The 21,804-nt window shown below is 63.8% G+C and carries 24 protein-coding genes and 2 tRNA genes; 10 read left to right on the top strand and 16 right to left on the bottom strand.

Annotated features, from left to right (window positions below; translation table 11 throughout):
* Positions 1-86 precede the first annotated feature (86 nt).
* Together EN850_RS01545 and EN850_RS01540 are read left to right on the top strand one after the other, a co-directional pair.
* Positions 87-611: a DUF4142 domain-containing protein gene (locus EN850_RS01545; protein WP_136090456.1), complete on the top strand. Its 525-nt coding sequence runs from the start codon at positions 87-89 to the stop codon at positions 609-611.
* Positions 608-931: a cupredoxin family copper-binding protein gene (locus EN850_RS01540; protein WP_189590938.1), complete on the top strand. Its 324-nt coding sequence runs from the start codon at positions 608-610 to the stop codon at positions 929-931. The genes EN850_RS01545 and EN850_RS01540 overlap by 4 nt, the downstream gene beginning before the upstream one ends.
* Positions 932-1,091: 160 nt before the next feature.
* Here EN850_RS01540 and EN850_RS01535 read toward each other — a convergent pair whose 3' ends face one another.
* Positions 1,092-1,982 carry a crotonase/enoyl-CoA hydratase family protein gene (locus tag EN850_RS01535; RefSeq protein ID WP_135863832.1) on the bottom strand — a complete coding sequence of 297 codons (891 nt, stop codon included), beginning with the start codon at positions 1,980-1,982 and terminating at the stop codon, positions 1,092-1,094.
* An 85-nt stretch (positions 1,983-2,067) separates the two neighbouring features.
* Here EN850_RS01535 and EN850_RS01530 point away from each other — a divergent pair, with 85 nt between their 5' ends.
* A complete protein-coding gene (locus tag EN850_RS01530) occupies positions 2,068-2,661 on the top strand; it encodes a TetR/AcrR family transcriptional regulator (protein ID WP_127871474.1) in 594 nt (197 codons plus the stop codon).
* Here the strand turns inward: EN850_RS01530 and EN850_RS01525 are convergent.
* The 6 genes from EN850_RS01525 to EN850_RS01500 form a co-directional block, all read right to left on the bottom strand.
* Positions 2,658-3,884, bottom strand: coding sequence for an anion transporter (locus tag EN850_RS01525; protein ID WP_136090455.1), 1,227 nt, complete (start codon positions 3,882-3,884; stop codon positions 2,658-2,660). The genes EN850_RS01530 and EN850_RS01525 overlap by 4 nt on opposite strands.
* A gap of 149 nt (positions 3,885-4,033) precedes the next feature.
* Positions 4,034-5,011 (bottom strand): glycosyltransferase family 4 protein, encoded by a 978-nt coding sequence (locus EN850_RS01520; RefSeq protein WP_246689126.1) that lies wholly within the window; start codon positions 5,009-5,011, stop codon positions 4,034-4,036.
* A gap of 193 nt (positions 5,012-5,204) precedes the next feature.
* Positions 5,205-5,993, bottom strand: a complete 789-nt coding sequence (locus EN850_RS01515; protein WP_135919710.1) for a GGDEF domain-containing protein — start codon at positions 5,991-5,993, stop codon at positions 5,205-5,207.
* 190 nt (positions 5,994-6,183) lie between these two features.
* A complete protein-coding gene (locus tag EN850_RS01510; RefSeq protein WP_127276641.1) occupies positions 6,184-6,405 on the bottom strand; it encodes a hypothetical protein in 222 nt (73 codons plus the stop codon).
* A gap of 284 nt (positions 6,406-6,689) precedes the next feature.
* Positions 6,690-6,766: transfer RNA gene (locus EN850_RS01505), tRNA-Arg, on the bottom strand.
* Positions 6,767-6,811: 45 nt separating this feature from the next.
* Positions 6,812-7,117, bottom strand: a complete 306-nt coding sequence (locus EN850_RS01500; protein WP_127276639.1) for an ETC complex I subunit — start codon at positions 7,115-7,117, stop codon at positions 6,812-6,814.
* A gap of 124 nt (positions 7,118-7,241) precedes the next feature.
* Here EN850_RS01500 and EN850_RS01495 point away from each other — a divergent pair.
* Both EN850_RS01495 and EN850_RS01490 read left to right on the top strand, forming a co-directional pair.
* Positions 7,242-7,318: transfer RNA gene (locus EN850_RS01495), tRNA-Pro, on the top strand.
* A 146-nt stretch (positions 7,319-7,464) separates the two neighbouring features.
* Complete coding sequence (locus EN850_RS01490) at positions 7,465-7,857, top strand: hypothetical protein (RefSeq protein WP_246689125.1); 393 nt, start codon at positions 7,465-7,467, stop codon at positions 7,855-7,857.
* Between the two features lie 176 nt (positions 7,858-8,033).
* Here the strand turns inward: EN850_RS01490 and hdaA are convergent, their stop codons facing one another.
* From hdaA to EN850_RS01475, 3 genes are all read right to left on the bottom strand, one after another.
* On the bottom strand, positions 8,034-8,738 hold the full coding sequence (gene hdaA, locus EN850_RS01485; protein ID WP_135929010.1) for a DnaA regulatory inactivator HdaA: 705 nt from the start codon (positions 8,736-8,738) through the stop codon (positions 8,034-8,036).
* Between the two features lies 1 nt (position 8,739).
* Positions 8,740-9,915: an AI-2E family transporter gene (locus EN850_RS01480; protein ID WP_135883649.1), complete on the bottom strand. Its 1,176-nt coding sequence runs from the start codon at positions 9,913-9,915 to the stop codon at positions 8,740-8,742.
* A 79-nt stretch (positions 9,916-9,994) separates the two neighbouring features.
* Positions 9,995-10,549, bottom strand: a complete 555-nt coding sequence (locus tag EN850_RS01475; protein ID WP_136090454.1) for a CDP-alcohol phosphatidyltransferase family protein — start codon at positions 10,547-10,549, stop codon at positions 9,995-9,997.
* 205 nt (positions 10,550-10,754) lie between these two features.
* On the opposite strand from EN850_RS01475, the gene purM reads away from it, so the two are divergent.
* From purM to EN850_RS01460, 3 genes are read left to right on the top strand one after another with little or no spacing between them, the layout of a single operon-like run.
* A complete protein-coding gene (gene purM, locus EN850_RS01470) occupies positions 10,755-11,864 on the top strand; it encodes a phosphoribosylformylglycinamidine cyclo-ligase (RefSeq protein ID WP_136090453.1) in 1,110 nt (369 codons plus the stop codon).
* Positions 11,861-12,574, top strand: coding sequence for a phosphoribosylglycinamide formyltransferase (gene purN / locus EN850_RS01465; protein ID WP_136090452.1), 714 nt, complete (start codon positions 11,861-11,863; stop codon positions 12,572-12,574). The genes purM and purN overlap by 4 nt, the downstream gene beginning before the upstream one ends.
* 15 nt (positions 12,575-12,589) lie before the next feature.
* Positions 12,590-13,099, top strand: coding sequence for a histidine phosphatase family protein (locus EN850_RS01460; protein WP_127276627.1), 510 nt, complete (start codon positions 12,590-12,592; stop codon positions 13,097-13,099).
* Between the two features lie 47 nt (positions 13,100-13,146).
* Here the strand turns inward: EN850_RS01460 and EN850_RS01455 are convergent, their stop codons facing one another.
* On the bottom strand, positions 13,147-13,389 hold the full coding sequence (locus EN850_RS01455; protein ID WP_136090451.1) for a DUF680 domain-containing protein: 243 nt from the start codon (positions 13,387-13,389) through the stop codon (positions 13,147-13,149).
* Positions 13,390-13,823: 434 nt separating this feature from the next.
* Between EN850_RS01455 and EN850_RS01450 the strand changes: the two genes are divergently transcribed.
* Complete coding sequence (locus EN850_RS01450; protein ID WP_135863820.1) at positions 13,824-14,501, top strand: response regulator; 678 nt, start codon at positions 13,824-13,826, stop codon at positions 14,499-14,501.
* Entirely contained in the window at positions 14,498-15,856 is a 1,359-nt protein-coding gene (locus tag EN850_RS01445; RefSeq protein WP_135863818.1) for a sensor histidine kinase, read from the top strand. Before EN850_RS01450 ends, EN850_RS01445 begins: the two co-directional genes overlap by 4 nt.
* Before the next feature lie 25 nt (positions 15,857-15,881).
* On the opposite strand, the gene EN850_RS01440 is transcribed toward EN850_RS01445, so the two are convergent.
* The 5 genes from EN850_RS01440 to EN850_RS01420 form a co-directional block, all read right to left on the bottom strand.
* Positions 15,882-16,760: an ABC transporter permease gene (locus EN850_RS01440; RefSeq protein ID WP_127276617.1), complete on the bottom strand. Its 879-nt coding sequence runs from the start codon at positions 16,758-16,760 to the stop codon at positions 15,882-15,884.
* Positions 16,761-16,771: 11 nt separating this feature from the next.
* Positions 16,772-17,581, bottom strand: coding sequence for an ABC transporter ATP-binding protein (locus tag EN850_RS01435; protein ID WP_127871470.1), 810 nt, complete (start codon positions 17,579-17,581; stop codon positions 16,772-16,774).
* Between the two features lie 105 nt (positions 17,582-17,686).
* Entirely contained in the window at positions 17,687-18,691 is a 1,005-nt protein-coding gene (locus EN850_RS01430) for an ABC transporter substrate-binding protein (RefSeq protein ID WP_189590988.1), read from the bottom strand.
* Positions 18,692-18,862: 171 nt separating this feature from the next.
* On the bottom strand, positions 18,863-19,645 hold the full coding sequence (gene dapB / locus EN850_RS01425; RefSeq protein WP_136090449.1) for a 4-hydroxy-tetrahydrodipicolinate reductase: 783 nt from the start codon (positions 19,643-19,645) through the stop codon (positions 18,863-18,865).
* A 9-nt stretch (positions 19,646-19,654) separates the two neighbouring features.
* On the bottom strand, positions 19,655-21,748 hold the full coding sequence (locus EN850_RS01420) for an ATP-dependent helicase (protein WP_136090448.1): 2,094 nt from the start codon (positions 21,746-21,748) through the stop codon (positions 19,655-19,657).
* Between the last annotated feature and the right edge of the window lie 56 nt (positions 21,749-21,804).

Raw genomic sequence — 21,804 nt, 5'->3', positions numbered from 1 at the left:
GAACGTTTCCTCCCGTCGCGCATCCAATGAGCGTCAACTGAAATTTGAGCCCCGCGCCTCCGCGCGGTCGGGCCAAGGAGGATGCCATGTTCACCCGATATACCGTTGCCCTTGCCGCCCTGCTTCTCGTCGGCGCTGCCCCGGTCTCGCAAGCCGCCGACAAGCCGACGGACCCGCAGATCGCCCATATCGCCTATACGGCCGGCATCATCGACATCGAGGCGGCCAAGCAGGCGATCAAGAAATCAAAGAGCAAGGAGGTGATCGATTTCGCCAAGGACATGGAGCGCGACCACGAAGCGGTGAACAAGCAGGCGCTCGATCTCGTCAAGAAGCTGAAGGTGAAGCCCGAGGACAACGCCACCAGCCAGGCGCTGACCAAGGCCGCGACTGAGGAACGCGCCAAGCTCGCCAAGCTGAAAGGTGCGGCTTTCGACAAGGCCTATATCGAAAACGAGGTCGCCTATCACAAGCAGGTCAACGGCGCGCTCGAAACGCTGCTCATTCCCTCGGCCAGCAATGCCGAACTGAAGAGCCTGCTTGAGACCGGCCTCAGGATCTTCCAGGGCCATGAGCAGCATGCCGAACACGTTGCCGGCATGCTGAAATGAAAGCAGGCGCCTTGAAACGTCTGACGTGGCTGGCAATGCTGGCGCTGACCCTTAAGGCGGCGCCGGCGGCGGCCGCAACCATCCAGGTGACGATCGATAGGCTCGTCTACTCGCCGGCCAGCGTCGATGCGAAGGTCGGCGACACGATCGAGTGGGTGAACAAGGACGTGATCGCCCATACGGCTACGGTGAAGGGTGGCTGGGAGGTGATGATCCCGCCGAAGAAGTCGGCAAGCCTGAATTTGAAGGCGGCGGGAACCATCGACTACTTCTGCCGCTTCCACCCCAACATGAAAGGCCGCTTGGTGGTGGCGCCGTGAGACTGAGAGATCGATGGCGAAAAGACCACTTCGCCGTCGATCGGAATATTAGAGCAAATCCAGGAAAAGTGCGTGGCGGTTTTCCGTCCGGGATTGCTCCAGGTCTATCGGCCACGGCTCTCTTTGAAGGTTCGGTGACTTGTGTTGCTCCCGCTAGACGTCAAGGGCCGTGTGGCGGCGAAGGCGTCCTGGTCCGCGTCCCGCGCCGGTCGATCGCCAACGAGGCTCGCCGCGCCTCATCGGGCCGTGTGATATGGGTCCACGAACCGTCGTAGCTCGGCTTGCGCCGCTCGATCCACGCATTCAGCCCTTCACGCAGGTCGGCGGTCGGAGCCATGCGGGCGAATTGCTCCGCCTCAATCAGCAGCCCCTCGGCAATACCCTGGTTGAGGCCCCTCGCCACCGCCGTGAGAATGCCGGTGACGGCCGGTCCGGAATGCCGCAGGATACGCTTGGCCAGATCAAATGCCGCCGGCATCAGTTCGGCATGCGGAACAACCTCGTTGACGAGACCCAGCTCAAGCGCCCGCGGCGGCGGAAACCAGTCGCCCGTCAACAGCAGTTCGAGCGCCCGCTTGCGCCCGGCCAGCCTCGGCAGGCGTTGGGTTCCACCAAAAGTCGGCGGCATTGCAAGGTTGATTTCGGGCTTGGCGAACAGCGCACGGTCACTGGCGATGGCGAGCGGAACGGCCTCGGTGATTTCGCAGCCACCGCCAAAGGCAATGCCGTTGACGGCAGCGATGACCGGTTTGCGGAACGCTTCCAGCCGTGCCGTCAGCCGCTGCCCGCGCATGACGAAGTCTCGCATTGCGATATCGGCGCCAAGCGCCACGCTGGCCGAGAATTCATGGATGTCGCCACCCGCCGAAAACGCCCGCTCCCCTGCTCCGGTGAGGATGACAACCCGGACGCCGTCATCGACTTCAATGTCGTTGAGAACCGCAAGCAGGCGATCGATCAGGGCATAATTCAGTGCATTGAGCTTTTCGGGACGATTGAGGGTGAGGACGGTAACCCCGTCGCGGGTCTCGCTCAGGACAAGATCGGTCATTTGGCTTCCTTCCAGCTTGTTGACGAGTTGGAAGGTTACGTCGTTCGCACCTTGTGTATATTCACTAGTCGGTATACTTAGACCCATGGCCGAAGCACAAAGCCCCACCCGCAAGCGCCTAGTCGATGCCGCAACCAGATTGTTCTACGCGGAAGGAATCGGCCGTGTCAGTGTCGACGCCGTCGCCGAGGAAGCGGGCCTCACCAAGCGGACGCTCTACTACCACTTCAAGAGCAAGGACGACCTCATCGCAGCCTATCTCGACGGCCGCGATCAGCCCAATCTGAAACGGATGGCCGGCTGGTTCGAAGCCGAGCAAGGGGGCGTGGACAGCAAGGTCGAAGCCATCTTCACCAATCTGGCCCGGGCCACGCGCCATCCAAAATGGAAGGGATGCGGCTTCCTGCGCACAGCTGCCGAGCTTGCCTCGATGCCTGGACACCCGGCGGTCAAGGTCGGGGCGCGGCACAAATCCAACTTCGAGACATGGCTGGCCACGGAATTGTCCGGGCACGATATCGAGGGGCCGCAGGCACTGGCCCGCGAGATCGTGCTGCTGATAGACGGCTGCTTTTCGATCATGCTGATCCATCGCAATCCCGACTACGTCGAAGCCGCCGGACGAGCCGCGGCGACGCTGGTCAGGGCGCGGATGTCGGTCAGTCAGATGCAGGGCTAGGCCCCGAACGCCAGCCACGCCGTACCGGCGGCGAGCGTGATCAGTGTCAGCGGCAGGCCGACCTTGAAGAAGGCACCGAAAGACAACGGTGTACCAGCGGCCTTGGATTGTTCGGCGACGATCAGGTTGGCGACCGAGCCGAGCAAGGTGAAGTTGCCGGCCAGCGTCGAACTCATGGCCACCACCAGCCAGGCGCGCTCGGGGTTTTCCAGGCCGGGTATGAATGGCCTGAGCGCCAGCACGGCAGGAACATTGCTCATGATGTTGGACAACACGGCGGTGAACCCCGACAGCCTCCAGACGTCGTCGAGCCCGATGTTCTTGGCGGAGGCGATCATGTCAGGCGTCAGCAGCGTCTTTTCCGCGCCGGCAACTACCACGAACAGACCCGCGAACATGAACAGCAGCGGTCCGTCGATCTCATGGTAGATGCGCGATGGCTTGATGGCGCGCGTGAGCAGCAGGATGGCGCCGCCGATGAGCGCCGCCTTGGCTACGGGAACACCGGCGAAGAAGGCGATCGCCAGCCCGATGCAGACGACCACGGCCTTCAGCACCTGGCCACGATGCATGCGGCCGCGCGAGACGTGTGGCGCCAGTTCGCCGTTGCGCCTGAATTCGGCGCGATAGACGATCCGCACAATGACGATGACCGCGACAAGGCCGAACAAGGCGACCGGCGCGAGCGCCGCCGAAAAGGCCGGATAGGAAATCCCCGACAGCGCGCCGATGACCATGTTCTGCGGGTTGCCCGTGATGGTGGCGACGCTGCCGCAGTTCGAAGCGGTGGCGGTGGCGATCAGATAGGGGATCGGATTGCGGTTGATGACACGGGTGACGTGGACGACGATCGGCGCCATGACCAGGCAGATGGCGTCGTTGACCAGGAAGGCCGACAGCACGCCGGTAAGGAGCGTCACCATCACCAGGAGCATGAAAGGCGCATGCGCGTGCTCGATGGCAATGGCGCCGAGACCGCGAAAGGCACCCGATACTTTCAGATGCGCCACCACGATCATCATGCCGAGCAGAAGCGTGATGGTGTCGAAATTGATGGCGCGATAGGCATCCTCCATGCTGAGCGCGCCGATGGCGATCATCGCTGCGCCGCCAAGCAGCGCAATGCCCGCGCGGTCAAGCCGCAGGCCAGGGATGCGGCCGATGGCGACGCCGGCATAGGTAAGGACCAGGATCAGCAGTGCGGCGCCGCCCATCAATGTCATCGGTAGAAGCCCTGCTCGATCTGCCCGCGCGCCGATGCCGGCCGCCCGCGATTCACGTGATGCCAGCTTTAGCGCGATGTCGGGATTGATGCCAAACGGCTAGGTGGCTTGTTGGGGGAGAATATCTGAAGGCAGATGGCGCGGTGCGGCTAACGCCGATAGAAATCCAGCCGTTCTTGCAACGCCTGCGATGAAAACATCTGCTCGACGGTCAGCCGCGCCTTGCGGCCGACCGTCGCCCGCAGGCCCGGGTCGGCTTTGAGATCCGCCAGGATCCGCGCCGCCTGTTGTGTCGTTTCGAACAGGAAGCCGTTTTCGCCATGTCTGATGTGGTCGACGTAGCCACCATGCGAATGGCAGACCACGGGCAGGCCGCAGGCCATCGCCTCGAACACCACCCGGCCGAACGTCTCCACATGCGAACCGGTGCGATAGTAGAAGACGTCGAGCGTCGGCAGGAACTGTTCGGCGGCGAATTCACCCTGCGGCAGGAGTTCGAGTTGCGGATGCGGCGCGAGCTTGTCCTTGAGCGGCGTGCCGCCCTGAATACGGACCGCGGTGCCATCGCCAAGCAATGCCTCATAGAGCGCCACATCGTCGCGGTGATGCTTGTCCGCCGTGTCGCGGCTCAGCCGCCCCACCGTGAACGGACCGTTTGGCCTTGCCCGTCGTGGCGAGAAGCGCCCGATATCGATCGGCGAGGCATGGACGACGCCTTCGACCTGCAGCACGCGCCTCTGAAATTCGGAGATCAGCACCAGTTCGGCAGCCGGCCAACGCAGCAGGCGCGGCCTGCGTGTCGTCAGGGCGATGAGCTTGGGATGAAAGGTGTTGAAGACATAGATCAGCCGGCGCGGCCGCGGGATCAGGTAGGGCCACATTTTGTTGCGCCAATGCGCGCCAAGAAAGACATAGGTGCCGCCATCCGGCACATTGCGTGTTGCCGGCGAGACGCGGCGTATCGGAAATTCCTGCATCAGGCCTTCGGATACGCGCGACGAGGTTGCCCACAGGCACACCCGTGAGTCGGCGCCCAAGAGCCGGTACAACTCCAGGGTTTCGCGCTCACTGCCGCCAAACTGGTTCTGAAAGCCGTTGAATAGATGGATCATGGTCGCGGTGCTCACTCGGCTCTAGCCGGGCGTCTCGCCATTCAATTGCCTGCACCCAAGGGCCGTGCTGTACCCGCGAATGGCACGATCAAGGGACTAAGAAGCAGGACTATTTCTGGCGATACTCCGTACATTACTGCCCGGAGGAAGCACACGGATAATCAAGCGTCAAGCAAGCGGTGGGTGTCAGCCTACTACGAGGCTGCCGTCAGTGCAGGGTAGCGGCGCTGGCCGGAGACGCCAGGGAGGCTTCCGCCGGATCGAAGCTGACCTGATCGCGTCCATTCGATTTCGCGGCATAAAGCCGTCTGTCGGCGGCCGAGAATATTGCCTCGTAGGTGGTCGGCCCGCTGAAGCTGGTACCGCCTATGCTGACGGAAAGCGGACAGGAGCGGCCGCCCGGGGAAAAGTCCATTTCGCGTATCCGTCGGCGGATGCTTTCGGCAACCAGCCAGGATTGCGAGGGGTCGACACCGGGAAGGAATACGCCGAACTCCTCGCCGCCGATGCGTCCGACGATATCGCCGCCGCGCAGCTGGCCCTTGATCGCCTGCGCGATCAGCTTGAGCGCCTGGTCGCCGCAATCATGGCCGAGGCGGTCGTTGATCGACTTGAAGTGGTCGGCATCGATGATCAGCAGCGCGCCGGAACGGGTCTCTTCCTGCTTGCGGGTCTGCTCGAGATAGGCCTCGACCAGCATAGAGAAGGCGCCGCGGTTCAGCACTGCCGTCAGGCTGTCCGTCGCGGCGATGACACTGAGGTCGCGCTGGGCTATCGCCAGTTGGCGGATCTTCCACATCAGGAAAAACAGAAACGAGCCACCCAGCACCAGGGGCAGCAGAAGGTCGGTCAGCTTTGCGCGCAAGACAGACTCGGGCGAAAGATAGGGGAAATTGAACGAATCGACGAAAAACGCCACGGCAATGAAGAATGCCGTGCCGGCGGCGGTGACGGCGATCACCCTGCCCCAGCTGGTCGGCGACAGGTCCAGCTTCATCCCCTTCACTCCGTTAGCCGTCCCTACTATGACGTGCCAACGCAAACAAAATGATAAGACTTTCCTTTCAATTCGAGATCGGATGGCAGGGAGACGGGATCGGATGGCCGGGGGCGGGCACGATCGCCAACAGGCGGCCGTGCCCCGGTGTTGAAGGCTCATCGGATTCCTGACAGGGAGAATTCCGAAGTCAGCGGTTGGACGCCTGTCCAGCCGCCTCGACGACGAAGGATGCCGCGATCATGTCGTCGGCATCCAGCCACAAGGAACCGTCGCCGGCCCCCATGATGGCGGCGACCTTGTGAAAGGTTTTCATTTCATGGCCGGAAATTTCGGCATCCTGCATGCGGGCCCTGAGTTCGGCGATGCGCCGCACCAAGGCAGGGGACGTTCCAATCTCACGTTTCGACATGGCCTGGCTTCTCCTCCCCCAACCCATTCTCGTTGTGCCTGCCCCACCCTATTCGCCGGACCGCACATTGCCTTTCATGAGGCTCCACGAATACAAGGCCCCGAACGCCTGGGCTTGGCCGAGGTTCCAACCGGACAGATCACGAAATAATTCCAGGGACCCCCGCGCCGGTGGGCCCGAGACTGCCGTTCCAGGCCTCCATTGCACCGGCGTCGCGGCACTGGCAGGCAAGGGTGAGGATTGGTTGACCTCGTCAGGCCATGCGGCGTAAGCCTTTGAAATTATGGCGATCCCGACAGGATTCGAACCTGTGACCATCGGCTTAGAAGGCCGGTGCTCTATCCAGCTGAGCTACGGGACCGCTGGCCGGCTCGGGGCCGGTAGATGTTCGCGCTGGGCTAGCCGGTCAATGCGTCCAGGGCGTCCTGCGGTCATAGCGGAAATTCTCCGCATAGGAAATCTGGCGGCGCTTGGGCTCTTTCGGCTCTTCGACGCGGAAGGCAAGCCCTTCCTTTTCGGCGTAGGCGACGGCCTCTTCCTTGGTGCCGAAGGTGAGCCTGATCTGGCTTCTCATGTCTCCCGACGTGGTGTAGCCCATCAGGGGGTCGATCTTCTTGCGCATCTCGGGATCGAATTCCAACACCCAGTGGCCGGTCTTGGCCTTGCCGGACTGCATCGCGGTTTTGGCTGGGCTGAAAATGCGCGCGGACATGGCCACCTCATTGTTGTGCAAGGCGGCATCGCCGCCCTAGGGCCGTCATTACTGCGCATTGGCAGCGGCGGCAAGGTTTTTGCACTTGCCATGTAACACCGAAATGAATAGGCAACAGACCGTTCGGAGTGTAGCGCAGGCTGGTAGCGCATCTGGTTTGGGACCAGAGGGTCGGGAGTTCGAATCTCTCCACTCCGACCATCCCTTCTTATCCCATGCGATCTAGGCGCCCTCGCCGGCGACGAGAGCCGCAATCAAGGCCGCCGTACTTGTCTTGCCCTTGATCGTCTTCGTTTCGCGCCGGCCAAGGTGCGCGCCTTCATCGACTTCGTGCAATCGCGTCTGGATTGAGCGAGCATCAAGGGCTTTTGGCCAATATCCGGGCTTCATCATTTCAGGCTCGCTTCCCTCGCTATTGCCGGCTTAAACTCCGGCAAAATGGGGGATTTGCGGTGCTTGGGATCGATGCTTGGGTGTCGCTGTTCGGGCCGGCCTATTTTGCCTATGCGGGCGTGACGGTTCCCTTCATGGTGACGTGGGCGATCGCCTGTGCAGCCTTGGCGATGTGGAACAATCGCGAGAGCCGCGGGCACGCTAGGCTGGCACCAGGCATCGTTGCCTCCCGTTCGTGGGCAGCCAGCACCGGGATTTTTGTGCTGGTCGCGGCCTGCTATATTGCCGCGCATTCAGCCGTCGGTCCGGCATTTCGTCAGACTTTGGCTGTGATTGGCCGCAAGTGAAAGGCAAGCTCGCCGGGCGAGAACCCCAAGCACCTCATTCCCGGCGAGCCTACAACCTGATTTGGAACGCAATCAGGACCGGGGTCAGCCGGCAAGCTCACACTGCAAGATGGGTGCCAGCTGTTATTTCCCGAAATGGGACGGCGGTTGCGGAGCGATTGTAACATCGAGGCACTCTAAATCTCGAATTCGCCCTGCCCCTCGTCCATGGCGTTGACGGTTTCGGCCGCCAATGCCCTTGTGATCGCCATCTTGCGCTCCAGCGCGGTGCGATCCAGACGCTCCACCACGCGCATCGCGGTGGCCAGCGAACGCTCGATGCGCCGCACCAGATACTGCACGACATGCGGTTCGACCTCGACCTGCCGGTCGGCGAACAGCTTGGTGATGACGCCGGCGAGCAGGAGATCGTCGGGCTCGTGGATCTCGACGGTCGCCGCCGCCTTCAAACGCGAGGCAAGATCGGGCAGCTTGACGCCCCAGGCCGACGGAAAGCGTCGCGCCGTCAAGAGCAGCGTCGAGCCGGCACCGCGCACGGTATTAATCAAATGGAACAGGCCCTCCTCATCGACCGCGCCGATATCGACATCGTCGATCAGCGCCGGCCGCGCACCGAGATTGGCGATGCTGTCGCCCATGCGCCTGGCGTCGACGGCAAGCGCGTTGGCGCGGGCACGCCAGATCGAGGCCAGGTGCGTTTTGCCCGAACCAGCGGGGCCTGCCAGCACCACCACCGGTGCTGGCCAATCCGGCCAGCGGTCGACCAGCGCGGCCGCCTGGTTGTTGGTGCCGGAGACGACCAGCTCGTCGCGCGAATAACCGGTGCCGTGGCCGAGATCGAGCGGCAGCTGGCGCGGCGGGTCGGTTCGCTGGGCAGTCACTTCAGCGACGCGGTTGCGTGCGGTGGCCGCCGCCGCGATCGGCCGGCAACGGCGGCGCGAGCTCTGTCGCACGGCCCTTGTAGAGCGGCGATTCCAGGTAGCGGGCGATGGCGAAGCGCACCAGAACGGCCACCGCCGCGGATGCTGGAACGGCAATCAAAAGCCCGACAAACCCGAACAGCGCGCCGAAGGCGAACAGCGCGAACATCAGCCACACCGGGTGCAGGCCGACGCTTTTGCCGACCAGCCTGGGCTGCAGGATGTTGCCTTCGATGAACTGGCCGATGAAGAAGACCACGGCAACGGCGACGATCATCGTCCAGTCCGGCCAGAACTGGACGAAGGCAACGCCGACGGCCAGCACCAGCCCGGTCAATGAGCCGACATAGGGGATGAAGGAGATCAGCCCGGCGAACAGGCCGATGAGGATGGCGAAGTTCAGCCCCGTCAGCGTCAAGCCGGTGGCGTACATGGCGCCCAGCACCAGGCAAAGCGTGCCCTGCCCGCGCACGAAGCCGGCAGTGGCGGTGTTGATGTCGCGCGCGATGGCGCGCACCGTCGCGACGTTGTCGCGCGGCACCCAGCTGTCGATGACCGCCACCATGCGGTCCCAGTCGAGCAGCATGTAGAAGGCCACGACCGGCGTCACCACGAACAGGCTGACCACCGAGACCAGCGCCATGCCCGAACTCCACAGCGAGGTAAATACGGTGGTGATCAGGCCAAAGCCGGAAGTCAGCAGCGAATTCAATCCGTCGCGCAAGCCATTGGCGTTGACGCCGAATCTCTGTTCCAGCCATTTCGGGTCGAACGACGTGATCAGGCTCTGCAACCGGGTCAGGTACTCCGGCAGCTTGCCGGCGAAATCGGTCATCTGCGTCGCCAGCACCGGAATGAGGATGACGAAGGCCAGCACCAGCACGATCAGGAAGGTAATGAGGATGACCACCGTCGCCATGAAACGGCTGAGGCCGAGCCGCTGCAGCCGGTCGGCGACCGGATCGAGGAAATAGGCAAGCACCATGCCGGCGACGAAGGGCAGCAGGACGCCGCTGAAGACATAAAGGAAAAGCGCCAGGATCGCGGCACCCGCCAGCCAGAAGAAGATCTGGCGGTAGAAGGTCGACGCCGCCTCTGCCTCCGCCGCCGTCTCGCCGGCCGGAACGTCGACGACCATCTGGTCGTCGACGGTCTTGCCCCGCGTCACCGCTTTGCGGGCAGCCGGCTTGCGGGCAGCCTTGCCGTCGATGGGCTTGTCAGCCCGATTTACCGCCTTCGCCATAGCCGTTCATATGCCTCAGCCAAGCCACGAGATAGGCCGCGGCCGAAGCCACGGTCAAGACCCCGGACAGCAATATGAGGGCGGGCCGCAGAGGGTCGAGGTGCACGGCAAAGGCGAGTTCACCCAGCACGACCGCCGCCAGCACGATCTGTATGGCGGTATTGGCCTTCGACACAAGAAACGGTTTTATCTCGACCGGATGGGCCATCACCGTGGACAACAGAACCGCGCAGACGATCAGCGCGTCGCGTGACACCATGGTGACGACCAGCCAGAGCGGCAATTGCCCGATGAAGCCCATGACGACGAACACCGAAACCAAAAGCAGCTTGTCGGCCATCGGATCGAGATAGGCGCCGAGCGTCGACTGCTGGTCGAAGCGGCGGGCGATGAGGCCGTCGATGCCGTCGGAAACGCCTGCAATAACGAAGCCGGCAAAAGCCCAGTCCCAGCGCGCCTGCAGCATGGCCAGCACCACGGCAGGCACCAGGACAAGGCGCAGGATGGTGATCAGGTTGGGGATGGTCAACGCATTGTCCCGCCGTATTATGCCTGGAGATAGATGAGGAAGATGAAGGGCCGAGGCAAGGGAGCAGGCTGGGCCGGAGCAAACGCTGTGTGCGATGCCCGGCTATCCACGCTTTTGTCGGGCCAAACGGTGCCCGGTTCGGCCGTTATCCTTGCGGACCGAAACCGTTCATGCGAAGAGCCCGCAAACGAGCAGGAAAATTGCGATGAGCAAGCGCGAAACCGGCCAGCATAAAACGGGCCAGAACAAAACGGCCAAGCGCAGAAACGGGCTCACCTATGCCGAGGCCGGCGTCGACATCGATGCCGGCAATCTCATGGTGGAGAAGATCAAGCCGCTGGTGCGCGCGACCCGCCGGCCAGGCGCGGATGGCGAGATCGGCGGCTTCGGCGGTCTGTTCGATCTCAAGGCGGCCGGTTTCACCGATCCGGTGCTGGTCGCCGCCAATGACGGCGTCGGCACCAAGCTCAAGATCGCCATCGATGCCGGCAAGCACGACACGATCGGCATCGACCTCGTCGCCATGTGCGTCAACGACATCGTCGTGCAGGGCGCGGAGCCGCTGTTCTTCCTCGACTATTTCGCCACCGGCAAACTCGATCCCGACCAGGGTGCCGCGATCGTCGGCGGCATCGCGCAGGGCTGCCGCCAAGCCGGCTGCGCGCTGATCGGCGGCGAGACCGCCGAAATGCCCGGCATGTATCACGGCAAGGACTATGATCTCGCCGGCTTTGCCGTTGGGGCCGCTGAACGCGGGCAACTTTTGCCCACTGACGACATCGTCGAAGGCGACGTGCTGCTCGGCCTTGCCTCTTCCGGCCTCCACTCCAACGGTTTCTCGCTGGTGCGCCGCATCGTTGCCGCGAGCGGCCTTGCCTGGAGCGATCCGGCACCGTTCAACGATGAGGCGAGCCTCGCCGAGGCGCTGCTCGAGCCGACCCGCATCTATGTGAAATCGATCCTGAAGGCGATTCGCAACACGCATGGCATCAAGGCGCTCGCCCACATCACCGGCGGCGGCTTCCCGGAAAACATTCCGCGCGTGCTGCCCAAGGATTTCTCGGCCGAGCTTGATCTCGAGGCGATCGACGTGCCGCCGGTGTTCTCGTGGCTGGCCAAGACCGGCGGCGTGGCGCCGGAAGAGATGATGCGCACCTTCAACTGCGGCATCGGCATGATTTTGGCTGTCGCCTCGGGTCAGGCGGCGCAGGTCGCTGCCGTGCTTCAGGAAGCCGGCGAGACGGTGACGCCGATCGGCCGCATCGTGCCGCGCCGGGACGCCGGCGTCATCTATCGGGGCTCGATCGGCCTATGAGCACGCAAAGAAAGCGCACCGTCGTCCTGATATCGGGGCGCGGCTCCAACATGACCGCGCTTATCGCGGCGGCCAGCGACCCGGCCTTCCCGGCCGAGATCGTCGGCGTCATCTCCGACAAGGCGGACGCCGCCGGCCTCGGCGTCGCCAAGGCACGCGGCATCGCCACACAGGTCATTTCCCGCGCCGACCACGGCGGCAAGCAGGCACATGACGCGGCGATCGACGCGGCACTCGCGGCCTTCCATGCCGAGATCGTGGCGCTGGCCGGCTATATGCGCATCCTCACACCCGGCTTCGTCCAGAAATGGCAGGGCCGCATGATCAACATCCACCCTGCCCTGCTGCCGGCGTTCAAGGGGCTCGATACCCATGCCCGCGCGCTAGCCGCCGGCATCCGCATCCATGGTTGCACGGTGCATTTCGTGACGCCCGAGATGGATGACGGCCCGATCATCGCCCAGGCGGCGGTGCCGGTGATGGTCGGCGACAATGCCGATACGCTGGCTGCCCGGGTGCTGAAGGCCGAGCATCGGCTCTATCCGCTGGCGCTGGGACTGGTGGCCGAAGGCAAGGCGCGCATGGAGGCGGGCCGCGCCGTGCTTGCCCACTTTGCCGAGGATGCCGAGAACGGCACCTCGGTGGTGATGGCGCCCGACCCGCTGCGTGAGGAAGCCGACCTGGAGCATCTGGCGCGGATCACGCCTTAAGCCGAGAACGCGGCCATGAAACAGCTTCTCCTGCTTCGCCATGCCAAATCGAGCTGGGATGATCCTGATCTCGATGATTTCGACCGGCCGCTCGCGGAACGTGGATTGAAGGCAGCCCGATTGATCGGCCGCGAGCTTGCCGCGCGTGACTGGCTGCCGGATCAGGCGCTGGTGTCGTCGGCGCTACGCACCCGCGACACCTGGCGATTGGTGGCCGCGGAGTTGCCGGTGCATCCACGAGTCGCGTTTGCTCAGCCACTCTACGAAGCTTCGGCTGCGGACATTCTGGACCAAATCCATAAGGCCGACCCGTCGAGCCTTTGCCTTGTGGTGGTTGGCCATAATCCGGGGCTTGAGGACCTGGCAGAACAGCTTGCCGGACCGCGATCGGAGGCGAAGGCGCGCAAGAGGCTTGAGGAAAAGTTGCCGACAGCAGCCCTTGCGCGCCTCGTCTTCGAGGGCGAGTGGTCCGCCCTGTTCTCCGCGCGGCTGACGCATTGCCTGCGCCCGAAGGATTTAAGCTAGAACCCATGCCAGGCGGATGCGGCGGACAGTCCGCCGCGCCCGAGACATCAGTTGCCCCAGATGCCCTGGCCGGGCTCCGGCCAGTCGATGGCGGGCTTCATCTTGGTGTCGGCAGCCTTGTGGCTGGTCATATTCGTCTTGTTGTCGACGGCGCCGGTGACTGCGTGATCCACGCCAGCGACCGGGGCAACCGGCTGGTTGGCATTGTCGGAGCCATAGTGGTCGCTGCCGGCGAACGCACTTCCGGATGCGATAAGGATAGCGGCGGTAGCGAGAGCAAGCCTGTTCATTTCAATCTCCTGGTTCATCCGTTGGGCGGCGTCTTGGGCGGATGGTTCCGCTGAGGAGAAGACCAGAAGCAGCCTGGTTTTATTCCTGAACGTGAAATGTTTTTTGCCGACTGCGAAGATCGGGCGATGACGCCAATGCCCTGGGCTCATCCAAAAACAAGAGCGGCGGGCCAAGCCCACCGCTCTTTGTCGTCGAGGTCGTCGAGGCCCTGCGTGGATCAGTTGCCCCAATTGCTCTGGCCTGGGTCCGGCTGATTGGAATCGTCGCTCGGACAGTTTGGAGGTTTCGCCGGCCACGGCCCAAGCCGCATTTGCCTTGCGTTGCGATCGATACTATCGATCATTTCGGGTCCGATTGGCGAATGGGATCGACGATCGAGCCCGAGGCGGCCCGTTGAGACCGAAAGCGGGCGGATGCTGGAACGGCAATAGACATGCGATTGCTGCTTGTGGAGGACAATCGCGAACTGGCGGACTGGCTGGGCAAGACCTTGCGCCAGGCGAACTATGTCGTCGACATCGTCCATGACGGCGAGGATGTCGAGCACGCGCTTGCCGCGGGCGACCACGCGCTTGTCATTCTCGATCTTGCGCTGCCTCGCATGGGCGGACTGGAAGTGCTGCGCATGCTGCGAGCCCGCGGCAACCGGGTGCCGGTGATCGTACTGACCGCCAACGCCAGCCTCGATGGCCGGGTCAAAGGCCTCAACGAAGGCGCCGACGATTACCTGGCGAAGCCCTTCCAGATCGAGGAGCTTGAAGCACGCATCCGCGTGCAACTGCGCCGCGTCAATGACCGGACGGCACCGGTCGTTGCCTGCGGCGACCTCGTCTTCGACACCAACACCAGGCTGTTCTCGCTCGGCGGGGAGGCGCTGGCGCTGACGCCGCGCGAACATGCCGTGCTCGAGCAATTGATGATCAAGGCAGGACGCACCGTAAGCAAGGCCGCACTGTCCGCGGCGATCTATGATTTCGAGACCGACGCCGATCCCAGCGCCATCGAGATCTATGTGCACCGTGTGCGCAAGAAGCTTGAAGGGTCGCGCGTCCAGATCGCCACTTTGCGTGGCCTCGGCTATCTCTTGCGGCACGATGATCTGGTGCCATGAGAATTAACAGTCTTCGGCTGCAACTTCTGGCCTGGGTGGTGTTGCCGCTCGCCGGGCTCGCCACCGTCAATCTGTGGACCAGCCATGGCAATGCCCTGGCGACCGCCGATCTGATCACTGATCGCATGTTGGTCGGTTCGGCACGGATGATTGCCGAGCAGGTCGCAATGACCGACGGAGTGATCAACGCCACGGTGCCGCCGGCAGCGCTCGAGATGTTCGACACCGGCGACCGCGACAGGGTCTACTACGGTGTCGAAGCCGCCGGAGGGCGGCTGTTGACAGGCTATCCCGGGCTACCCAAGACGCCTGGACGCCCCAGCATCGAAGCGACCTATCGCGACCAGACGCTGCGGCTGCTGACATTTACGCACGCGGTGGTCGGCGCCGGCGGCGACTCGCCGATATCGGTCACCGTCGGCGTCACGCTTTTCGGCCACGACGCGATGGTGCGGCATCTCTGGTTCAGCGCCTTCACCCAGCAACTGGCGCTGGTGGCGATTGCCGGCGTCTTCGTGCTGCTCGGCCTGCGGCGAGGATTGACGCCGCTCATCCGGCTGCGCGACGCAGTGCGCTCACCGAAACGCAGCGAACTCGACCCCATCGAAGTCGCCGGTGCGCAGAGCGAAATCCGGCCGCTGGTCGATGCGCTCAATGCCTATATGGAACGGGTGCGGGCGCAGATGGCGGCGCAGCGCCGTTTCATCGCCAATGCCGCGCATCAGTTGCGCACGCCGCTGGCGCTGTTGTCGACGCAAGCGAGCTACGCGCTGCGCGAAAACGCTGTGGATGCGCGCAAGGAAGCGCTTGTCGCCCTGCAGGCAAGCTCCGCCCGGCTGGCGAGGCTGGCCGAACAGCTCTTGACCTTGTCGCGCGCGGAACCGGGCAGCCGGCGACCGCGTGCCGATCGCATCGACCTGACGCAAGCCGCGCGCCAAGTGCTGGAAACGCACGCGCCGAGGGCCATTGATCGCAACGTCGATCTTGGCCTCGATGAGACTGGCGCCGTACCGGTCATCGGGGACGGCACGATGCTGCGGGAGATGATCGTCAATCTCGTCGACAACGCCCTGCGCTACACACCGGCAGGCGGCACCGTCACCGTCAAGCTCGCCGCCGCCGGTGGCGAGGCCGTGCTGACGGTTACCGACGACGGGCCAGGCATACCCGCCGACGAGCGCGACCATGTCTTCGAGCGCTTCTATCGGCTCACCGGCGCGACCGACGAAGGCAGCGGCCTCGGGCTCGCCATCGTGCGCGAGGTGGTCGAAAATGCCAGCGGTCGCATCACCCTTGCGGATGGCGCGACCGGCGGCCTGGTCGTCGAGGTGCGCCTGCCGTTGGCCGGCGGCTAGGGGTCCTTGCCCCGCTCCGATCTGCTTACTGCGTCTCGTGCAGCGGCTGCGGACGCCATTTCGCCAGCCGGTTCTCGACCATCGTCATCAGATATTCCGCACCCAGCGCCACGACCATGATGATGACGATCGCGGCATACATGCCGGCGGCGTCGAAGGAGCCCTTGGCGATGTTGATCAAGAGCCCGATACCATAGCGTGAGCCGACGAACTCGCCGACGATGGCGCCGATGATGGCGAAGCCGAAGCTGACGTGCAGGCTGGCGAAGATCCAGCTCATCGCCGACGGCACGATCACCGAGCGGGTCAGCTGCCAGTCGGAGGCGCCGAGGATACGGGCATTGGCGATCATCGCCCGGTCGGCCTCGCGCACGCCCTGGAAGGCGTTATGGAAGACGACGAAGAACACCATGATGAAGGCCAGCGCCACTTTCGAAGCAAGGCCAAGGCCGAGGATCATGATGAAGATCGGCGCCAGCACCACGCGAGGAATGGAGTTGATGACCTTGATGTAGATGGAAAAGATGTCGGCGGCCATGCGGTTGCGGCCAAGCGCGACGCCGATGATGATGCCGGCAACCGAGCCTGTGACGAAGCCGAGGACGGATTCCTCCATCGTGACGTAGAGATGGTACCAGAGCGGCCCTTCGGACGTGCCTTCCGTCGTCCACTCATAGAGCCTCTGCGCGATCGCGCTTGGCGTGGCGTAGAAGAACGGATCGATCCAGGCCTTGCGCCCGGCGACTTCCCAGGCGGCGAGGAAGACGATGAGGATGGCATACCGCCAGAAGATCACCGTGCGGCGACGATGCTGCGCGGCCTTGGCGGCGGCGGCCTCTATTTCGGCGTCCGAAGTTCCCGGCCTGAAACTTCCTGCCCTGATGTCGATGGTGGCATCGGTCATTGTGTCCTCCCTCACGCGGCAGCGCGGGCATAGCTGGTCTCGACCTCTTCCTTGAGATCGGCCCAGATGGTGCGCGAATAGTCGATGAAGCTTTGCTCGTAACGGATGTCGGCGACGACGCGAGGGCGCGGCAGGTCGATGGTGTAGACCGACTTCACCGTCGCCGGCCCGGCGGTCAGCACATAGACTTTGTCGGCCAGCGCTATTGCTTCCTCCAGGTCGTGGGTGACGAAAACGACCGAAGCCCTGGCTTCGGACCACAGACGCAGCAGTTCCTCGTGCATGAGAACACGTGTCTGCACGTCGAGCGCGGAGAACGGCTCGTCCATCAGCAGAATCTCGGGGCCATTGATGAAGGTCTGCGCCAACGCGACGCGCTTGCGCATGCCGCCGGAGAGCTGGTGCGGATAGTGATGCTCGAAGCGCGCCAAGCCGACGCGCGCCAGCCAGTCGCGCGCCGCGGCCGTCGCTTCTGCCTTGGCCCTGCCACGGAAGAGCGGCCCGGCCATGACGTTCTCGATCACCGTGCGCCATGGAAACAGCGCGTCACTTTGAAAGACGAAGCCGATGCGGGAATCGATGCCCTTGACGGGTGCACCCATGACCCGGACCTCGCCCGCGCTTGGGCTCGCCAATCCGGTGACGAGGTTGAGGGTGGTGGACTTCCCGCAGCCGGTCGGGCCGACGACGGCGACGAATTCACCCCGCTCGACGGTCATGGTGAAATCACGGATCGCGGTCAGCGACTTGCCGGTGGGTGACAGGAAGCGGCGGCTGACATTGATCAGCTCAATTGCCGGTGCGCTTTTCTCTTGTGCCATGCTGGGCTAACTCCTCGAACGAAGAACCGCCGTCGGCCAGGGCCTCCGGACGTGAAAACCAGACGATTGCCGGCACGAGGCGGTGCATCGCGCCGGCAGACGGGTTTACTTCGCGTTCTTGACGAATTCCGTCGTGTAGGTCTTCGACAGGTCGATCTGCTTGCCTTGCAGGTCCTTCTTGAAGGCCGACAGCACAGTCAGCACCGTCTCGGGGCCGCCCTCGGGCATTACGCCGTCGGCGGTGAACATCGCCTTGCCGGCATCGAGGGCCTTCACATAGCCCTCCTTGTCGCCGACATAGTAGTCCTTCGGCATCTTGTCGGCGATTTCGGCGCCGCTATGGGTATTGATGAATTTCTGCGTCTTGACGAAAGCATTGGCCAGCTTCTGCACCACATCCTTGTGGGCCTCGACCCAGTCTGTCTGCATGTAGAGTGACGCGGCCGGGTATGTGCCGCCGAGCGCGGCTTTTGTGCCTTCCATCGTACGCATGTCGATAAGGACTTTGGCCTCACCCGTCTTGAGTAGCCGGGTGATGGTCGGCTCGGTCGTCATACCCGCCTGGATCTTGTCCTGTTGCATGGCGGCGATGAATGTATCGCCGGCGCCGACCGGGATTGAGGTGAATTCACCCAGCTTCAAGCCGTTCTTCACGGCAAGGTATTCCGTCAGGAAGTTTGTCGAGGAGCCGAGGCCGGTGACACCAAGGCTCATGCCCTTGAAATCGGCCGGCGACTTGATTTCGGGATGCTTCGTCGAAACCAGTTCGACCTCGCCGGGCGCCTGGCTGAACTGGACAATGGACTCGACGAATTTGCCTTTGGCCTGGAGGTCGATGCAATGGTCGTAGAAGCCGACAACGCCTTGCACGGCGCCGGCCAGCATCTCGTTTTCGGCATCGACGCCGGCCGGTTCGTTCAGCAACTCGACGTCGAGACCCTCGTCCTTGAAGTAGCCCAGGGCTTCGGTGAGCTTGGCGGGCAGATAGATCTGCTTTTCGTAGCCACCCACCATGATGGAAATCTTTTCGTCGGCCGCCGATGCCGCCGTGGCGCCCGTGGCGGTGATGGCTAGCGTCAAGGCAACGGTGCGCAACGCACACTTCGAGATGAAACCGGTCACAAAACTTCCTCCATTTGGGCGACGTGCTGTGAAGCCGCGCCGCATTCCTCCCTCGCCGACCGTCGCGGGCCGGACATGCGGTGACACCGCAAAACCGTCATGACATGCCCAAGCTTTCAGCTGGCTTTCAGCCGCGAGGCAAAAAAATCGTTCGCAGCGTCACGCCCGAGCGCTCTGCCCCAGGACGTCGCGCATGTCGTATTCGCCGGGAGTGCGGCCCGCCACCCAGAGAGCGGCGGCGATGGCGCCACGCGCGAACATGACGCGGTCGCCGGCCACATGCGACACGGTGACGGTCTCGCCCTCGGCGCAGAAGGAGACACTGTGCTCGCCGACGATGCTGCCGCCGCGCGCCACCGCGAAGCCGATCTCGCCCACCGGCCGCGCGCCGGTGGCGCCATCGCGGACGCGCCTTGCCACCATGTCCAGTTCGACGCCGCGCCCGACTGCAACGGCGTACCCCAGCATCAGCGCCGTGCCCGACGGCGCATCGACCTTGTGGCGATGATGCGCCTCGAAAATCTCGGCATCCCAGTCTTGCGGAGCGAGTGCCCCCGCCGCCTGCTCGACCAATCCGACCAGCATGTTCAGGCCGAGCGAAAAGCTGCCGGAGCGGACTATCGCGATGTTTTTGGCGGCATCGGCAATAATGGCCGCTTCGGCCGTATCGAAACCGGTCGAGCCAATCACCAAGGCTGGCCCGCCCCGATCCGCACAGACTCTCGCCAGGCCGGCGGAGGCTGCCGCAGTGGTGAAGTCCATGACCACATCGGCCGCGGCAAGCGCTTCCTCGCGGCTCACCAGCCCGTCACCGACACTGCCTGGGCGGTGAAAGCGGGCGGCAAGCGCCAGACGCGCATCGGCCCGCACCGCATCCGCCATCTGGCGCCCCATGCGGCCGAGCGCGCCAGCGATGGCAATCCTGATCGGCGGTTGCGCCATCGGCTCCTGCTATTTCCACATGCCGCGCATGCGCGCGCCGATGTCGACGCGCACCTCCGGCCGGGGTGCCCTGCCCTGCGCCGCTTGCGCGGCCGGCCACGAAAGCTGCTGGAACGCGGCAAGGATGGAGGCCGGGATGAAACGGGTGCGCGAGGCATAGAGATGACGGTCGCCACGCGCCGCCTGGCCGTGCGGAAAGAAGCGCTGCGGCATGATCAGGTTGAGGCTGTCCTTGGCTCGTGTCATCGCCACGTAGAGCAGCCGGCGCTCTTCCTCGATGTCCTCCTTGGTGCCGACGGCGAGATCGGCCGGAATGCAGCCATCGACCGTGTTCAGCACGAAGACGTTCTTCCACTCCTGGCCCTTGGCCGAGTGGATGGTGGACAGGATCAGATAGTCCTCGTCGCGATGCGGTGGCCCGGCCTGGTCGCTGGTCGCGTCCGGCGGATCGAGGGTCAGCTCGGTCAGGAAGCGTTCGCGCGAAGCATAGCCCGACCCGATTTGCTCCAGTTGCAGCAGATCCGCCCGGCGCGTGGTCGCATCCTCGTGGATGCGCTCCAGATGCGGTTCGTACCAAAGCCTGATCTGTTCGAGATCGGCTGGCCATTTGGCGCCGGCACGCAAGCCGGAATAGAGCGAGACGAATCCCGGCCAGTCGTCGGCGGCGCGCTGCGGTGGACGCCAGCCGGCCAGGCCCATCGCCTCGTCCAGCGCCGACGTCATGGCCTCGACGATCTGCGCGGCGGCGGAAGGACCGATGCCTGGCAAGAGCTGCAGCACGCGAAAGCCGGCGACACGGTCGCGTGGGTTTTCGGCAAAGCGCAGCACCGCCAGCACGTCCTTGACGTGGGCGGCATCGAGGAATTTCAGGCCACCGAACTTGACGAAAGGAATGTTGCGCCGCGTCAGTTCGATCTCCAGCGGTCCGCTGTGGTGCGAGGCGCGAAACAGCACCGCCTGTGACTTCAGCGCGGTGCCGGCCTCACGCTCCGCCAGGATGGTGTCGCAGACGAAGTTCGCCTGCTCGACCTCGTCGCGCACGGTCACAAGTCTTGGCTTGTCGGTGGATTTGCGTTCCGACCACAGGTTCTTGGTGAAGCGCTCGGAAGCTTCGCCGATGACCGCATTGGCGGCGGCCAGAATGGTCTCGGTCGAGCGGTAATTGCGCTCCAGCATCACCACGTCGGCGGTCTGCGCGAACTGCCGGGGAAAGTCGAGGATGTTGCGCACCTCGGCGGCGCGGAACGAATAGATCGACTGCGCGTCGTCGCCAACGACCGTCAGCCCGGCGCCGTCGGGTTTCAGCGCAAGCAGGATCGACGCCTGCAGCCGATTGGTGTCCTGGTATTCGTCGACCAGCACATGATCGAAACGCCCGCCCAGATGCGTGGCGATCTCAGGCTCGGCCGTCATCTGCGCCCAGTAGAGCAGCAGATCGTCGTAATCGAGCACGTTCTGCGCCTGCTTGGCCTCGACGTAACTGGCAAACAGCTGCTTGAGCTGCTCTGCCCAGCCGGCGCACCAGGGGAAGGCAGACCCCAGCACCTCACCGAGCGGGGCCTGCGCGTTGACGGCGCGCGAATAGATGGCAAGGCAGGTGCCTTTGGTCGGAAAGCGCGCTTCCGTCCTGGAGAAACCGAGTTCGTGGCGCACGAGATTCATCAGATCGGCGGAATCCTCGCGATCATGGATGGTGAAGGCCGGATCGAGGCCGATCTCCAATGCATAATCGCGCAACAGCCGCGCACCGATGCCATGAAAAGTGCCGGCCCAGGTGAGCGCATCCGTGATCACCGCGGCGTCGCGACCGAGCACTTCGCCGGCGATGCGCTCGACGCGTCTGGCCATCTCGGATGCCGCGCGCCGCGAAAACGTCATCAGCAGGATGCGGCGCGGGTCGGCTCCCTTGACGATCAGATGAGCGACGCGGTGCGCCAGCGTATTGGTCTTGCCGGAGCCAGCCCCGGCAATGACCAGCAGCGGGCCTGCAATCTTGCCGTCGCCATGTTCGACGGCCTGGCGCTGGGCATCATTCAGCCGGGCGAGATAGGCCGGCTGGACGGTCGAGTCCAAAAAGGTCGAATCATGGGCGGCGAGGTTCATCGCCCATCAAGCATCGTTTCCGCTTTGTTCGCAACAGAGAAGCGGCTCCGCCAATT

It is taken from the genome of Mesorhizobium sp. M8A.F.Ca.ET.207.01.1.1, from assembly GCF_004794715.1.
Classification (GTDB): Bacteria; Pseudomonadota; Alphaproteobacteria; order Rhizobiales; family Rhizobiaceae; genus Mesorhizobium.
The sequence above is the reverse complement of the archived record's forward strand: the minus strand, read 5'-3'. Positions and strand labels throughout refer to the sequence as shown.